Origin of the sequence: Pseudoalteromonas sp. NZS71_1 (assembly GCF_015864305.1) — a bacterium.
Taxonomy (GTDB): Bacteria; Pseudomonadota; Gammaproteobacteria; order Enterobacterales; family Alteromonadaceae; genus Pseudoalteromonas; species Pseudoalteromonas arctica.
This window is the reverse complement of the sequence record NZ_JADYXM010000001.1, coordinates 215,891-231,875: the sequence shown is the minus strand read 5'-3', so window position 1 is coordinate 231,875 and position 15,985 is coordinate 215,891. Positions and strand designations below refer to the sequence as shown.

At 37.8% G+C, this 15,985-nt stretch carries 12 protein-coding genes; 9 read left to right on the top strand and 3 right to left on the bottom strand.

What is annotated here, in order from left to right:
- Positions 1-7: 7 nt before the first annotated feature.
- The gene (locus I6F43_RS00965; RefSeq protein WP_197100515.1) at positions 8-211 is read right to left on the bottom strand and encodes a hypothetical protein; all 204 of its coding nucleotides are present in this window, start codon (positions 209-211) and stop codon (positions 8-10) included.
- Positions 212-894: 683 nt separating this feature from the next.
- Between I6F43_RS00965 and I6F43_RS00960 the strand changes: the two genes are divergently transcribed.
- A complete protein-coding gene (locus tag I6F43_RS00960; RefSeq protein WP_197100513.1) occupies positions 895-2,532 on the top strand; it encodes a DUF4365 domain-containing protein in 1,638 nt (545 codons plus the stop codon).
- A 761-nt stretch (positions 2,533-3,293) separates the two neighbouring features.
- Positions 3,294-5,819 (top strand): metallophosphoesterase family protein, encoded by a 2,526-nt coding sequence (locus I6F43_RS00955; protein WP_197100511.1) that lies wholly within the window; start codon positions 3,294-3,296, stop codon positions 5,817-5,819.
- A gap of 133 nt (positions 5,820-5,952) precedes the next feature.
- On the opposite strand, the gene trhA is transcribed toward I6F43_RS00955, so the two are convergent.
- Positions 5,953-6,582 carry a PAQR family membrane homeostasis protein TrhA gene (gene trhA, locus I6F43_RS00950; protein ID WP_024591098.1) on the bottom strand — a complete coding sequence of 210 codons (630 nt, stop codon included), beginning with the start codon at positions 6,580-6,582 and terminating at the stop codon, positions 5,953-5,955.
- Positions 6,583-6,801: 219 nt separating this feature from the next.
- Between trhA and I6F43_RS00945 the strand changes: the two genes are divergently transcribed.
- The 3 genes from I6F43_RS00945 (at position 6,802) to I6F43_RS00935 (ending at position 11,477) form a co-directional block, all read left to right on the top strand.
- Positions 6,802-9,153 (top strand): TonB-dependent receptor, encoded by a 2,352-nt coding sequence (locus I6F43_RS00945; RefSeq protein ID WP_197100509.1) that lies wholly within the window; start codon positions 6,802-6,804, stop codon positions 9,151-9,153.
- Positions 9,154-9,241: 88 nt separating this feature from the next.
- A complete protein-coding gene (locus tag I6F43_RS00940; RefSeq protein WP_197100508.1) occupies positions 9,242-9,592 on the top strand; it encodes a hypothetical protein in 351 nt (116 codons plus the stop codon).
- Between the two features lie 400 nt (positions 9,593-9,992).
- Positions 9,993-11,477: a cellulase family glycosylhydrolase gene (locus I6F43_RS00935; RefSeq protein WP_197100506.1), complete on the top strand. Its 1,485-nt coding sequence runs from the start codon at positions 9,993-9,995 to the stop codon at positions 11,475-11,477.
- A gap of 64 nt (positions 11,478-11,541) precedes the next feature.
- Here I6F43_RS00935 and I6F43_RS00930 read toward each other — a convergent pair whose 3' ends face one another.
- Positions 11,542-13,233 (bottom strand): alkaline phosphatase D family protein, encoded by a 1,692-nt coding sequence (locus I6F43_RS00930; protein WP_197100504.1) that lies wholly within the window; start codon positions 13,231-13,233, stop codon positions 11,542-11,544.
- 298 nt (positions 13,234-13,531) lie between these two features.
- Here I6F43_RS00930 and I6F43_RS00925 point away from each other — a divergent pair, with 298 nt between their 5' ends.
- The 4 genes from I6F43_RS00925 (at position 13,532) to I6F43_RS00910 (ending at position 15,983) form a co-directional block, all read left to right on the top strand.
- Positions 13,532-13,804: a hypothetical protein gene (locus tag I6F43_RS00925; RefSeq protein WP_007580717.1), complete on the top strand. Its 273-nt coding sequence runs from the start codon at positions 13,532-13,534 to the stop codon at positions 13,802-13,804.
- Between the two features lie 235 nt (positions 13,805-14,039).
- Positions 14,040-14,618, top strand: a complete 579-nt coding sequence (locus tag I6F43_RS00920; RefSeq protein ID WP_024591092.1) for an LON peptidase substrate-binding domain-containing protein — start codon at positions 14,040-14,042, stop codon at positions 14,616-14,618.
- A 68-nt stretch (positions 14,619-14,686) separates the two neighbouring features.
- Positions 14,687-15,310, top strand: a complete 624-nt coding sequence (locus tag I6F43_RS00915) for a sigma-70 family RNA polymerase sigma factor (protein WP_010552978.1) — start codon at positions 14,687-14,689, stop codon at positions 15,308-15,310.
- Entirely contained in the window at positions 15,303-15,983 is a 681-nt protein-coding gene (locus tag I6F43_RS00910; protein WP_197100502.1) for a ChrR family anti-sigma-E factor, read from the top strand. Before I6F43_RS00915 ends, I6F43_RS00910 begins: the two co-directional genes overlap by 8 nt.
- Positions 15,984-15,985: the final 2 nt, after the last annotated feature.

The following is a 15,985-nucleotide window of genomic DNA, read 5'->3' as shown; positions in this document are numbered from 1 at the left end:
CTGTAATTTATTTAGGTGGGTTTTTACCGTACCTATGCCTGTGCTTGTAAAATAAATAAAAATGAACGATGAACATAAATATAAAATAAAGTACACCGAACAGTAACCCTTTATTTAAACCTTCCGCCCAACCAATCATGCTTCCAGAGAATAAAGCAACACCAAAGTGAGTAAGTAATATTTGAAAATGTATTTTCAAAAATGCTGACAAATTATTACTCCCTACTAAAAATATGCTCAATATTAAAGAGCCAATTAACAGTTATATCAGAGGACACTTTGCCTATTTTAGCGTGAGAACGTCCTTATTTTATGAGTTTCTATTAATAGCAAAAAGCATAAGTTATTGCTAGCTATATATATTATGCTTGGGGTGGGTTATTTAGTCATGTAGTAAAGGGGAAAGTATCCTTTTAGTATTACTTAGCTGATGGGAAATCTTCTGAATTGCCAGTTATCGCTCGACACCGACTATTAGCTGAGTGCCAAAAGCTAACCTTCAAGGCGTGAATCGATACTCTGTTGGGTGGTGCCTTCTGCTTAACCAACCTACATTTTGACGTAGGTCGGATAAGTGGCGAAGCCACGCCATCCGACACAGTAAAATACCTTGCCAATTATTATCAATATTTTATGTTGTCGGCTGGCTGGAGAGTGCCATGAGCAGACATTGACGATTCTTAATGTGTGAAGTCAAGATTTGACCCCATTCGCTCTTTTAGTTTTAACAAATTCCCTAAAATATTACTCTTACTAAGTTTTCTATTATCTTTGTTAAAGCTAAATGTAACAATATGCGGGTGTCGCAAAAGTGTCAAAAGAAGTCATTCATGATTAACTCGTTTCTGCCCCGAAGCTTGTTTTAGATGTCTTTAGCTTACTTAAAGTAATCCGATGTATCTATCACCACAATTTGTTCTATTTGATTTAAATTATTGCAGCTTCCGGTTAGAATATAAGCTCTTAAAATTATCAGGTTTTATTATGAATGCGGGTGAGATTGGCGCAGCAGCAGGGCGAATTTTTAATTATAAAGCACCTCTAAACTGGATTATCCGAAGTCAAGAAGATCAGGATGATCATGGTATTGATTGTGAGATAGAGTTAAAAGATTCGAATGGCAAAGCTCTTGGCCAAGAGAGCGTTTTTAAGATTCAGCTGAAAGGTCAAGAGAACTGTTCATTTATTGAGGGTAGACATAAGCTGTCTTTCTCAGTTTCTCGCGTCCGTCTTCAGTATTATCTCAAGTTCAATATTCCAGTAATATTGGTAGTTGTTGAAGTGTCTAACGAAGATATTTATTGGGCTTCTATTACTGATAATCAAGAGATCTTGGAGAAAGTACAAGATTCATCGACTGATACTTTGACTGTCCATTTACCTGTTGAGAATAAGCTAGAGAGAAACGATTCCGCAGCATTCGATAAATTGTTGGTAGCTGTTAAAAAATGTTGGGACTTTCTGTCTTTACGAGATCTTAAGCTTGCGGTTAACAACTGTAAAACCCTGCAACCAGAAGCCTTGAATACATGTATCGATCAAGTTGGTGATGCTTTGTTTAAGGCTTATCATCTCAAGCTAGACCAACTCTTACTAGCTGGCTCATTTAATGACCTTTATCAGCAAGCCAGTGACATTATTCAATCGCGCATTGTGCCAGCTAAAGATAGGTTCTTGGCTACACTTTACTTCGATTACGCTTTTAAGGTAGCTCCTTATAAACAAGTAAAAAATGAAAAGATTGAAGAACAACTTAAGTTATGTGAACTCTTAGTTGTCTTTGCAAGAGAGCAAAAGGAGTCAGCTTACCGTCTTACTGCTATAGCTAAGGTAAGAAGTTCTCTGTTCAATTTTAAAGTTGAACAACTACATGCGCACCATCATTCAAATGAGAACTTTAAATCCGATAGCTTTGAATACTTGTGTATGAACCGAGAAGTACACCAGCAATACCATGATGCTTGTGCTCAGTTGCAGAAGATAATAAACATGTGCCACAGGCTCGTTAGCATCAGTCAGTTTAATATCTTGGCAGATTTGATGTGTGATGTTGCTTTATCTATAGGTATGTTTAAAACCATTCATAATGCACGTGGGTCAAATGAAGCTATCGCATTCCTAGATGAGTGGGTTGAAAAGATGCTTCATACAGTATTGATGTACTCTTCAGTTGTTAGTGAGAGGAGAAAAATTGAGCTGTTGTATCTTATGGTCAATTCACAATCTGAGCTTAAAACTATTGTTAAGTTTGACGTTAGATATTTAATTCTTGAGCATTGTCCGAGTGCTAAAGAGTTATTAGACGCACTTGATAATGTAATAGCTAATAAGGATAAACCATTTTTTGAAGCCAGCATTGAAGAGCAAAAGCAATTCTTTGCTGATATGGCTAAAAACCTTGGTATGGACCCAGATGATCCTGCTTCGAGAGAAGGTAGGTTCGTCGCAATAGGTTTAGCCAACTATGACCCTACAAATGTTATTGGTCATTGTGAGCATATGTTTGTTGATTACCGACCTAGAGGGAGATAGCCCAGCAATTAGGAATGCACTCTCTGAGTATGCCATTCATGACTTGCTTAAAGCATAAGCACACAGCTGGAACTGGGAACTTGTTAATTAAAGCATTCGATAAATCTGATGGGCCAGAGTTTGCGTTAGGATTTAAACAAAGACATTGTGATAAGTGCTCTGATTGTTCACCAAGAGCGGATAATTGGGTTTGGAATTTGAAATGGCAGCAAGAAGAACGTACAAAGCATGTCGAGTGGCTTGATAAGATAGACTTTTAATCTGGTTATGCAAGTCACCTAGAAGGTAGTGTTTAGCAAATCAAAGAATAGAGGTGCCGTAGCGCACCTCTATGTAGGCAATTAAGCATCTTCTTGTCTGAAGAATCCAGATGGAACTCCTTTACCATTCCATTCGTGGAACTCAATTTTTTTCAAGCTCTGGTTTTCCATCGATAGTACGTGCTTTCGCACCATACAAGTGACTAGTATCTATCCTACGAGACGAACAGACCAAATAAATTCGAATTTAGTTATCATAACGGCAAATTAACAATTTCACCTATCCTAAATTTTGGTGTGGTTGTCTTGCTTAATTGTTGTTTAATTTGTTTGCGTATTCCTTATTGTCCCCAAATTAATAATTTTCATTTCAGGTCTATATCACGTTAATTTCTATAAAATTGTAATATTTCCCCTGTACCTTATTTACTTTATTTCTATTTGGCTGCTGTGAAGCTAAGTTGCCATAAAATTATAATTAAATAATAGGTAAATACCCTAATGAAGGCTTTAAGCAAAACCGCTTTAATAGTTGTTATTTCCAATGCTCTTTTTGCATGTGGTTCTGATAATTTAGATTCAACAGAAAATTCTGATCAAGTTGAAAATGAAAGTACGGTAAGTACTACTGTAAGTACTACGGTGACGCAAGGAGCTAATAAACTTGCAGAAAATAATAGTGATAATGTTTGGCGCTTTGCGGTTATACCCGATACTCAAGGTCGAGATGATGATGATTATAAACAAACAATTACACATACCTACGATGGTTTAACGTTATCTGTCGATATTGGTTATGACGTTAATAATGATGACATTTTTGATGGTGAAGGTTGGAAGATTGACGTATCTGACCCTTATAATGCTATTTTTGTTGATGAAAATGGAGATCCGCTTGTTGCTGGCGGCGTGCCGGTCGAAATTGCAAGTAGCGAACGTTCAGATACGCCTTATGATTTTAAACACCTTCCCGCTTTATTAGTTGACCCTATTGTTTCTAAGATAAAAGAAGAGGGAGTTTCAGTTGTACTCGCAGTAGGTGATATGACCGATGTACGCACAGAAAATGAATATGTTGAATGGATGAATAAGGTTGGCACGCCTTTAACTGAAGCCGGAATGACTGTTTTACCTGTGCGTGGTAATCACGAAATTGTAGATGGTTATGATTGGCTAAGTTGGTTTACTACTTCTGTGGATACGACAGACAATCGCTCTGTAAATAATATGGATAATGGTATTGATGCATATACCGATGCGGATTCACAGGAATTCGATCAAGGGTACAATTTGTATCAACAATACCCAGGAAAACTGTTAAGCAAAGGGCTAGAAAGCGGCGAAATAGTGGGTTACGAAGGTATTGAAGATCTTATGTACTATACAGTTCAAAACAATACACTATTTATTGCTATAGACTTTTATGCCAGTGATTTAGTGTCTGTTAACTATGAAGGTACTTGGCTTCTTATTTACGATTGGTTAAAAAATGTTTTAGAAACAAAAGGGACTACCGTTGATCATATTGTAATGTTTGGTCACGAAGCTTTATCAACTAAAAAGCGTCCGTCTGTTTATAATTATGATGAATATTTTGACTATATTAGTTCGTTAAAAAGCGATGGAACAAGTGGAGATGAGGATGAAACTGAGCCAGGCATATTAGGGCTTGATACTGGTCAATTAGGTTATTTACAGCTGCAAGATGAGTCTTCACCTGGCTTAATGGATAACGTCCTTAATTTATTGAGTGAATATAAAGTTAACTATATTGCTGGCCACGATCATCAATACTCTCGTAGCTTAATTCATCCAGATAATTCGAATCCATCTGTTGGCTTTACGCAAATTGTTGCTGGTAATGCATCTTGGAAAGCGTACAACAATCGTTATGGTATTCATGATAAATATGAAACGGGTTTAGCGCAGGATAATTTTGCTCAAGTAGGTGACTACGAAGGAACAAATAGTCAGTACACTAAAGATTTAACTAAGTATGAAAAATCAAACAAAATATCATTCGTGATTGTTGAAGTTAATGGTCGTCAAATTACGTTTAAAAACTATTATGCACCGGTTAATTTCTCAGAAGCAGATATGAACATGGGTACATATTGGGATGAACCTCAAAATGCTTGGGTGCAATATGATGTTGATTCAGCAGGCAAAACCATTGAAGAAATTATCCCTATTGAATGGAGTGTAGGTGATAGTGCAAGCTATACGAGCGATGCGCTACAGCGTGTTGTTTCTCCTTACGAATCTTATTGGGCAACAACAAAAACACCTGATGAAGCCGGTTATATTGGTACGCAAGCGGCTATTTTAGATGGTTTTAATTTAACGTATAACAGTGTTGAAATGTTAACTACCGATACCCAAGATAAAAAGCAGGTGGGCGTTGATACAAACTATCAAGATGATTTAGGGACAGGTAAAGGGGAATATACAATCTTTGCTGATGCTTATAGTATTCCTCGAGAAGAGCAAGCAATGAATGAATTGTTGTCATTAAGCTGGTTTACTGACGAGGATGCTACAACTGTATCTGATATTTTGTACATTAATGGTAATTTAAACCAAGATGGCTCATATAAAAACACAAACGGATTTGTGCAAACCAGCTCTCCTTCAGAGTTGTTTTTTGATAAAGATGCAGTGGAAACCGATAATCCAACAAATGTTATTCGAGATGGTGTGATCACCGCTGAAGATGACGCTGATGCAATGGCGATTGCAATAACAGCTCCCGAAGGCGTTGATTTATCTACTTTAACTATTGGTCGATACAATGAAGAAACGGGTGTTTGGGACGCGTTTTTAGATGAAAACTGCTTTACTGCTACCTCTTACTCGGATGACTTTAGCGTTATGTTTCAATCGGGTGCTGGTAGTGCCCCAAGTGATGTAAGCAGCAGTTGTGGGACTTATTTGTGGGGTTATAACTATAACAATAACTCTGTTTGGGGTTTTACACATAAAGACGGTCGATTTGCTTTGGTTTTAAAAGTTGATAATGCTGGGTAAAGACCTCATTATTTTTGAATTTATATAATTTAGTGTATTTTAAATCGATATAGAGCCTGACTTTATATCGATTTTACATATGTGATCCTCTAAATATTTCGATGTGCTGCTTGTTGTGCACTTTAAGTCGTTATCAATAAACGTAATTGCTAATTGAAATATAATGGCAAACACACCCAGCAATAACAAATAAGTGCCAAATAGCGTGGCTAAATTGGGTGCTTTTAGCGCTGTAAAATAATGTACCTAAACTATAAAAAATGCCGCCGGCAAGTAGCCAGTAAAGTGCTTTTACATCAACACTAGAATAAAGTGGATACACTATAGCCAGTGCAAACCAACCCATGAGCAAGTAGGTGGCGAGCGATATTTTTTTATTACCGTTTTTTACAAATACTTTGTACGCAACGCCTGCTAGTGCCACCGCCCAAATAAATGTAAGTGTGGCCCATGACCAAGCACCAGTTAATGAGATTAATAAAAAGGGAGTGTAGGTGCCGGCAATTAATAAGTATATGGCGCAGTGATCGCACTTTTTATAAAAGGCTCTTAAGCGCGGTTGAATACTGGCATGGTACAAAGTGGACGACAAAAACAGTACAAATAGACTGCTGCCATAAATTACAGTACTTACATACGCTTTAGTGCTGGTGGCTTGGCTAAATAAATCCCACATAACAAATGCGGCAAATACAATACCAAGTGCATGGCTAATTACGTTTAGTTGTTCTTCTTTTTTAGAATAGGGCGCTTCTAACGACATAACAGATCCTACCACTATTTGAATGAATTTTAGTGTACAAGTGTACGCTGAGTTTTTCAATATTATAATTTTTATATGAATACAATAATTTATTGTTTTTCATAAAGTTGAAACATCAATTTAACCAATGCGTAATTAATAAGACGTAAAAAAGTCGTAATAGTTCGTTAGATTACTGGTAATTCCTAAAAACAATTAACCGGACGAACAGTGAAAAACATGAAAAATAAATTAACAACACGGCCTTTTCTTAAACTTACTAAATTGTCTGTGGCGATGATTTGCGTTACATCAACAAATAGTTTTGCAGATCAAACCATAAATAAAGAACTTGATGAAATAGTGGTTGTTGCTCAAAAGCGTGCGCAATCAATACAAGATGTGCCCGTAACAATAAGCGCCTACGATGGCGACTTTTTAGAAAGCTTGGGTATAGGTGAACTAGACACTTTATCTGAAATAACACCAGGGCTTGTTATTCAAGAGCAAAGCCCTAACAACCCGGGCTTTGTAATTCGTGGTATTACGTCTGATAGTGGGTCGTCTCAATCATCCCCTCGTGTGTCTATTTATTATAACGGAGCAGATGTATCACGCTCTCGTGGCTCATACTTTGAGCTTTTTGATGTAGAAGGGATTGAAGTTGTTAAGGGACCACAAGCGACACTGTTTGGAACAGCAGCTTCTGTAGGTGCTATTAGTGTAGCAACACGTAAACCAGAAAAAGATTTTTCGGCTCAATTAAAAGCATCCGTTGGTAATTACTCGGCCAAAGGTGCTAGTGGCTTTGTAACGGGTGGCAATGATTTATTGCAAGGCCGTGTTGCTTTTACTTATCGTGAACGTGATGGGTTTATAAAAAATATTGCAGGAGATAGTAACTCCCAAAATCCGGCTGGGTTTAAGCAAGATGATATGCATGCTATTGAGCGTTTTTCTTATCGTCCGTCTTTACGTATTACACCTAGTGACGATGTAACGATTGATTTGGTGTATACGTATGAAAAAAATGATGACTCGGGTACATCTTTTAAAAATGGGCTTTATGCACCAACCGGTGGTGATATAAGTCCATATAGCTTTGTTGAAATGCCAGGTAGTCCGTATGCAGAGTCTGTGTTTGGAAAAAAAGACTTAGGTGTGGATCGCACAGTTAACGATTTAAATTTGACTGTAAATTGGGATGTAAGTAACGATTTAACAATCACCTCAATTACTGCAGGGCGTAATTTTGATTCTTTAGAAGTGTTTGATGCTGATGGTACGCAAGCATGGTTTTTAGAATTTGCAGAAGCTGCTGAGGGCGATCAATTTAGCCAAGAATTACGCGCTGTTTATACGCAGAATAAGTTTACTAGTATTTTTGGTGTGAGTTACTTTGAAGAAGATGGTAGCCAGCGTATTCCATTTAGTACAGAGGAGTCTATATTTTTAAATTGCTTAGGCGTATTGGGTTCAGGTGTTCCTTGTATTAATAATGATGGTAGCGTTAATATTTTAACGCCAGCATTAACAGGTGGTGTAGTAAACGAGTTGCCATATTCACTAGAGTTTACAAACTATGGTGAAAACAAAGCGTACTCAGCGTTTGCTGATGTAACTTATGCTACTACTGAAGCATTAGAGTTAACAGCGGGTCTTCGTTATATAAAAGAAGAAAAGCGCAGTGGTTATAGCTCTGCAGCACCCAATAGTGTTTTAACACAAGCGCCATTGTTTACGGTTGATACAAATGGTGAAACATTCTATGGCGATGCTGATTATGATGATTGGCTGCCACGTTTTAATGCGCTTTATATAATAAACCCTACTACAAATATGTATGCGACTGTTTCAAAAGGGCGTCGTTCGGAAGTACTTGAAGTAAGTTCGGCTAACGACGAACAAGGAAATGTCGAAGCTTCTATATCTGAAGTCCCAGCGGAAATTATTTGGAACTACGAAACCGGTATTAAAGGCAAAGCGCTTGACGGGCGTTTAGATTACTCTGTCGCTGTATTTTACCAAGACTACTCTAACTTTCAGGTTACGTTACAGGATGATGAAGGCGTTGCGTTTTCTGCTGATGCGGGCTCTGCCACTAATGTTGGCGCAGAGGCTGAAGTAAGGGCGTTAATTAATAATGAGTTTGAGATATTTGCCAATGCGGCTTACCTTGATGCTGAAATAGATGATGACAGTAATAACGGTAACCTCGCTGGCAATAAATTTAGATTACAACCAGAGTGGACATTTAGTACGGGGCTGTTTTATTCAACAGAATTGTCGAACTCACTTAATTTAACGAGCTCTTTAATATATAGCTACCGCTCTGAAGTGTTTTTTGAACCAGCAAATGCGCCAATATCAGGCTTAGATATTAGCCAACCAGGGCTTGGATTAGTCAGTGCGCGCTTAGGAATTGCAAGTGGTGATGATTGGGCCGTTAGTGTTTTTGCCAGTAACTTATTAGATAAGGAGTATTTAGTTGATGCTGGTAATACTGGAGGGGGATTTGGCAACCCAACATTTGTTGCAGGGGCACCTCGTTTTGTTGGTATTGAGTTAACTCTCGGGTTTGGCGGACAATAATACATTTAACTACTTGATATTTTAATTGAGCCACTGCAAAGTGGCTTTTTTATGTGATCACGTTAAAGTGAATTTATATTAGGTAAAAATGAAACAAGATCTAAAAGCTGCTTTACTTACCGCCATTGTTTATCCTGGAGCGGGGCATTTTTCTTTAAAAAAACACCTTATAGGCGCTATTTTTGCGGGTGTATTCTCTGTTCTTTTAATTTTAACCTTTCAAGATATATTTGCGATTGCACAGTGTACTGCAAATGAAATTGTAAACGGAAAAATCCCCATGTCGGTTACGGCCATTTTAAAAGCCGCGCAACAACCATCTAACGCCTGCGCTCAGCTCGCTGAATATAAGTACGTACCTTTAATGATTATAATTTGGGTGCTGAGCATGGTGGATGCATACCGTTTGGGCAGAAAAGCGCTACCCACTAAAAAATAAGCCACTTAATCAGAACTCGGTTTGGTTGGCTTATTAATTTTCTTCCCGCATATTTATCCCTGATATTTAGCTATTATTGATGGCGGTAATAATTATTATTACCGCCTTTTCATTTTTATACATATTTTTTGTAACCGAGATTTTTTGCCCGCATCATGTAAACATCGTGTAAATGCCTGTATATACCCAGTAAAATCCTCAAACCTCGTTAAATCGCTCACTTGTTGATATTTAGTTAATTAAAATCCTTCTCCTTGTACCTTTTTATTCATTTAATGTTAATAAATAAATGATACTTTCTGCTCGCCAAATTAACTTTGTTTAACTATTAAGTATTGGTTTGCTATCAATTTATTACGTCAAGCAATGACGACTGATAATTTCAATTTAAGGAAATACGATGAATAACAGTTCAAATAATCACAAAAGAAAGGATTTTAAAGTGGCGAGCTTATCGTTAGCTTTATTATTAGGATGCTCAACAATGGCCAATGCCGCTGTTGAAAAGTTAACGGTGAGTGGGAATCAAATTCTTGCGGGCGGAGAAAACACAAGCTTTGCAGGACCTAGCCTATTTTGGAGTAACACGGGGTGGGGCGCTGAAAAATTTTATACAGCAGAAACAGTAGCAAAGGCAAAAACTGAATTTAATGCAACATTAATTCGTGCAGCTATTGGCCATGGTACGAGTACTGGTGGTAGTTTGAACTTTGATTGGGAGGGCAATATGAGCCGTCTTGATACTGTTGTAAACGCAGCTATTAGCGAAGATATGTACGTTATTATTGATTTTCATAGCCATGAAGCACATACCGATCAAGCAACTGCAGTTCGCTTTTTTGAAGACGTAGCTACCAAATATGGGCAGTACGACAATGTTATTTATGAAATTTATAACGAGCCGTTACAAATCTCATGGGTTAACGATATTAAGCCTTACGCAGAAACAGTTATTGATAAAATTAGAGCAATCGACCCTGATAACTTAATTGTGGTTGGAACGCCTACGTGGTCGCAAGATGTTGATGTGGCATCACAAAACCCAATTGATCGCGCCAATATTGCTTACACTCTGCATTTTTATGCTGGCACGCATGGTCAATCGTATCGAAATAAAGCACAAACAGCACTCGATAACGGCATTGCACTATTTGCTACAGAGTGGGGAACAGTCAATGCTGATGGTAATGGTGGTGTTAATATCAATGAAACCGATGCATGGATGGCATTTTTTAAAACAAACAATATTAGCCACGCTAACTGGGCTTTAAACGATAAAAACGAAGGTGCATCGTTATTTACTCCAGGCGGTAGTTGGAATTCACTAACATCGTCAGGCTCTAAAGTTAAAGAGATCATTCAAGGTTGGGGTGGTGGTAGTAGCAATGTTGATTTAGATAGCGACGGGGATGGCGTAAGTAACAGCCTTGATCAGTGCAATAATACTCCCGCAGGTACAACGGTTGATAGTATTGGTTGTGCAGTAACTGACAGCGATGCCGATGGTATAAGCGATAATGTTGATCAATGTCCTAATACACCAGTAGGTGAAGCTGTTAATAATGTAGGTTGCGTTGTTGAAGTAGTTGAGCCACAAAGCGATGCGGATAACGATGGAGTGAATGATGATATTGATCAGTGCCCAGATACACCTGCAGGTACTAGTGTTGATACAAATGGATGCAGTGTTGTAAGTTCAACAGATTGTAACGGTATTAATGCATACCCTAATTGGGTGAACAAAGATTACTCAGGTGGTTCGTTTACTCACAATAACACCGACGATAAAATGCAATATCAAGGTAATGCATACAGCGCAAATTGGTATACAAACAGTCTTCCAGGAAGTGATGCTTCGTGGACGCTTCTTTATAGTTGTAATTAAGCGCGTTTAATAAAATAAACGAGAAGGTAAATAATGTGTTTACCTTCTCTTTTTATACAAAATGTTAGCCCTTATAGACACTTTGGTGTTGAGCAGCAATGTTGTAGCTTGGAGAGTTTATGTTATCTATATAGCGCCAATCGGTTGTGATTTGCTCTTTAGTAATAGTCAGTAACATATATCCACGGTGTGATAAGTCACAATAATTTAAGTCGTTTATTAGCAATGTAAGCGAGTCAGCCATTTGCTTTGCTTGTGCTGTATTAAGCGCTAAATAATGCTCCATACCCGGGGATGTAACACCAGGTGTTGCAAACTCTACTCCTACGCTTTCGCCTTTTGCATTTTTTAATGTGCCATGCCACGCATTGTGCGTATCACCTGCAACCACGACTAACTTTTTATTTAATGCGGTAATGCTTTTGTATAATGCTTCGCGCTCGCTTGGGTAACCATCCCACGCATCTAAATTATAAGGCATTAAAGTATTTACGCGTGCGAGTTGCTCGGGTGTTACCGCTTTATGAGCTAACACTGCTTTTTTAATGGTAACAAGCTCTTTTAACACCTGAGGTATTTTAGTGCGATCGGATTGCGAGAATATTTCAGTAGGTAGCCACATTTTAGTCATCAATACTTGCTGGCCCAATACTTGCCATTTTGCATTTGATTTTGTTATTGCACTGGTGAGCCAGTTTAGTTGTGTGTTACCTAGTAAATGCCTTTTTGGATTATTTAAATCACTGACAAAGCGCGCAACATCCATTTGCTTAGTCTCGGGGTTTTTGTAGTCGCTGTAAGCGAGTTGTTTATCGCGTGCTATTACGCGCGTATCTAGCATATGTAAGCTTATTAAATTACCAAAATCGAAGGTGCGATATATTTGCGGGCTTTGTTCGCCCATAGGTGGCCTAATTGGCAGCCATTCGTAATAGGCTTGAATAGCTGCTGCGCGACGCTTAAAAAAATCACCTTCATCAGGGGTATGATTTTCAGCACCACTTTTATAGGTATCGTTAGTAACTTCGTGATCATCCCATATTGCGATAAAAGGCGCTGCAGCGTGAAGTGCTTGAAGGCCTTGGTCTGTTCTGTAAATAGCATAACGTTTACGATAGTCGCTAAGGGTAATAATTTCACCGCTGTTATCGGCTGCTAATTGGCGGCCAATTTTTTCAGCATTTTCGGTAGCGTATCCGCCCATTGGGTATTCGTAAATGTAATCCCCCAAATGCAGGACCACATCTAAATCTTTTTGCTTAGCGGCATCTGTGTAGGCATTAAAGTACCCAGCAGGGTAGTTTGAGCACGACACAACAGCCATTTTAATTTGTTCAACATTGTTAATTGGTAGTGTTTTAGCCCGGCCAATTGGGCTTTGTGTATTCACACCCATAAAACGATAAAAGTACTCTGTGTTTGGAGCAAGTTCTTGCACATCTATTTTTATTGTAAAGTCTCGGCTTTTATCTGTTTGTTCTTGCCCGCTGCGAATGATGTTTTTAAATTGAGAATCACTTGCCAGTTCCCAAGCAACAGTAACTTCAAAATTTGATTGAGAAGTGGTTGCACGTGTCCAAATTATTAAAGCATGACTAAGCGGGTCGCCACTCGCTACACCGTGTTTAAATTCAATAGCCGATAGAGGTTTGTTTATTAATGTTTGAGCACAACCTGTAATGGCACTCGATACTGCGACGGTAAATATGCTTGCTGCTGAGGTTTTTAAAAAATTTCGACGTGATGAAAGAGTCATACTGCACTTTTTAAATTATTTATAGTGGTGCGTATTTTAACGATTAGATATGACGTTTTTATAAACGCTAAATGTATTTAGTGTGACGGTATTAATACATTAAAACCCTTTTATTTATTAACTAAAAAGTAGTCAAAAAATTAAATTAAATGGTTAAATTAACGAGGGATGAATTTTTCAAATTAAAGTGATGCGTGTAAAGTTGTTTAATTACAACTGGTTAAGATTTGTTTTTATGTTGGCACAACCCTTGAGTATATAACTACGTCTAAACAATACACAAACAAGGAATACCATTATGAAACATTCAATTAAAATCGCTATGGCAAGTTTATTAGTATTAGGTTCTGCGCAAGTACACGCAACAGAGGTGGACCTAGATGTAACTGATATATTAACTCAAAGTGTAGCAAGCTATGTTAAGCAAACCACAATCGAGCTTGAAAAATCACTAAAGGAAACGCTTTATTTTGATGCTAAAACTGTTTTAGAGGGGTTATTAGATGAGCCCGTTTTAACAGATAGCACAACGCTTAAAAATACTGACACTAGTATAAAAAACGTAAAATAAATCATTTAAAGGATTAAAACGATGAGCAGTGAACTTGGATTATTTGCATTAATGTTAGCACCCGTAGTCAGTATGATTAGCGCTTATTACTCGGTTCAAGTGTTTAAAGCTATGGGAGGTTGGTTTAATCTTTAGCCAATTATATAGCTGGTAATTAATTCGATTCATACAAAGCTGATCGACTTAGCAAAAGCGCACGTAAATAAAGGCAGAGTGTTTGAAATAAGTAGACTTTATGAAACGTGCGATTTTTCCATTACCCATTTTTATGTTACCTGAAGGTTATACGCGATTACGCATATTTGAGCCTCGCTACTTAAATATGGTTAAAACCGCATTAAAAAATAATACAGGGTTTGTGCTTTGTACGTTTGAGCATGACACGCCTTTTAATATAAGCGCGCAAGGTTGCCTTGTTGATATTATTGATTTTGACCAAGACGATAACGATGTATTATTAATTGATGTATTTGCATCGCAAAACGTGCAAATTAATGATGTTTATCAAGACGAAGACGAATTACGCCATGGCTTGGTATCGCCTTGTAATACGCCGTATTGGTACAAAGATTCTAACAACCAAATTGGTGAACATTACCTACTACACGATGCGCTTAAAAACGTGTTTCAAGGTAATCCGGAACTTAATTTGTTGTACAAGAAAACTCATTTTGACAAGCTTCCCTGGATTGCAGCACGTTGGCTTGAACTCCTACCTGTTTCTATTGAGAAAAAACAGCAACTTGCGTTTGAAACGAATTTTGATAACTTACTGAATTTCCTCCATACTGTGATTAATAACGAATTTGCCTAAATTTTATGATCCTAAATTAATTATTGCCCGTATTACTTAATACAAAAGCAATAACGGGATAAATTATTATGGTAAGTCAACAACAGTCACCACGTTGTGAACCTAATACAGGTAAGTACACTGCCATGCCAGAAACGCCGAGTAAAGAGCTCATGCAAGCGCTTATAGATGTTGCGCAATCACGCGATAAAAAAGCGTTTTCATATTTATTTGAATACTTTGCGCCAAAAATTAAACGCTTTGGAATTAAGCAGTTTGGTGTTGAAGCCCAAGCCATGGAGCTTGTGCAAGAGACATTAACGTCTGTTTGGCGTAAAGCACATTTGTATCATAGTGAAAAAGGCGCTGCGACTACGTGGGTTTATACCGTTATGCGTAATGCTTCGTTCGATATGCTTCGTAAAATGAAAAGTAATAAAGAAGAAAATATAAGCGAAGATATTTGGCCGTTACTAAACGACTCACAAGATACGCATCACGAATACAGTGATCATTTAGAAGATAAACAAATTAAGCGCTATTTAGACAAATTACCAATTGCTCAACGCGAAGTGGTAAGAGGCGTTTATTTTCAAGATATGTCGCAAGAGCAACTTGCACATCAACTTAATATTCCAGTAGGCACGGTAAAATCACGGTTACGTTTGGCCTTGCAAAAATTACGTAATGAAATGGGAGATCAGCATGATTAAACATCACCCGAGTGAAACTTTACTGACACAGTATTGCGATGCATCACTTGCTACATCATTGAGTTTAGCCGTTTCTATTCACGTAGACATGTGCCCTGTGTGCCAAGCTAAAGTAGCTAAAATTGAAGCAAGTAATGCAAATGCATTATTTAATGAAGAGCCTGCTCAATTTGAGAAACCTCAAACTGAGAAATCTGATTTACTTGAAGAATTTGAATTAAACGTACTTGATATGATCATGTCTGATGATTCTATTGATGAAGTTTACGAAGTAGAGCCTGTATCTATTAAAGTGAATGAGCATAACTATCAGCTTCCACGTGCTTTAACACGTATTTCTCATAGCAAATTTACACAAGTTGGTAAGCTGGCACGATCTCGCGTTTCGCTTGATGATGGTGCGCTGCGTTCTAGCTTGCTACATATTGATGCTGGTGGCGAAATTCCTGAGCATACACATACCGGATTTGAAGTTACTTTACTACTAGACGGTGAGTTTAGTGATGAAGATGGTAATTACGTACCAGGCGACTTTATTTGGCAAGATGGTAGTCATCAACATACACCTTTAACGAAAGATGGATGTTTATGCTTTACAGTTGTCAGTAGTGCGCTACATTTTAATAAGGGCTTCAGCAAGTTACTAAATCCAATAGGTAATTTGATTTACTAAGA

Coding starts and splice junctions, on each gene's coding strand:
- I6F43_RS00960 (WP_197100513.1), top strand. CDS start 895: ATGTATCTATCACCACAATTTGTTCTATTTGATTTAAATTATTGCAGC.
- I6F43_RS00955 (WP_197100511.1), top strand. CDS start 3,294: ATGAAGGCTTTAAGCAAAACCGCTTTAATAGTTGTTATTTCCAATGCT.
- trhA (WP_024591098.1), bottom strand. CDS start 6,582: ATGTCGTTAGAAGCGCCCTATTCTAAAAAAGAAGAACAACTAAACGTA.
- I6F43_RS00945 (WP_197100509.1), top strand. CDS start 6,802: ATGAAAAATAAATTAACAACACGGCCTTTTCTTAAACTTACTAAATTG.
- I6F43_RS00940 (WP_197100508.1), top strand. CDS start 9,242: ATGAAACAAGATCTAAAAGCTGCTTTACTTACCGCCATTGTTTATCCT.
- I6F43_RS00935 (WP_197100506.1), top strand. CDS start 9,993: ATGAATAACAGTTCAAATAATCACAAAAGAAAGGATTTTAAAGTGGCG.
- I6F43_RS00930 (WP_197100504.1), bottom strand. CDS start 13,233: ATGACTCTTTCATCACGTCGAAATTTTTTAAAAACCTCAGCAGCAAGC.
- I6F43_RS00925 (WP_007580717.1), top strand. CDS start 13,532: ATGAAACATTCAATTAAAATCGCTATGGCAAGTTTATTAGTATTAGGT.
- I6F43_RS00920 (WP_024591092.1), top strand. CDS start 14,040: ATGAAACGTGCGATTTTTCCATTACCCATTTTTATGTTACCTGAAGGT.
- I6F43_RS00915 (WP_010552978.1), top strand. CDS start 14,687: ATGGTAAGTCAACAACAGTCACCACGTTGTGAACCTAATACAGGTAAG.
- I6F43_RS00910 (WP_197100502.1), top strand. CDS start 15,303: ATGATTAAACATCACCCGAGTGAAACTTTACTGACACAGTATTGCGAT.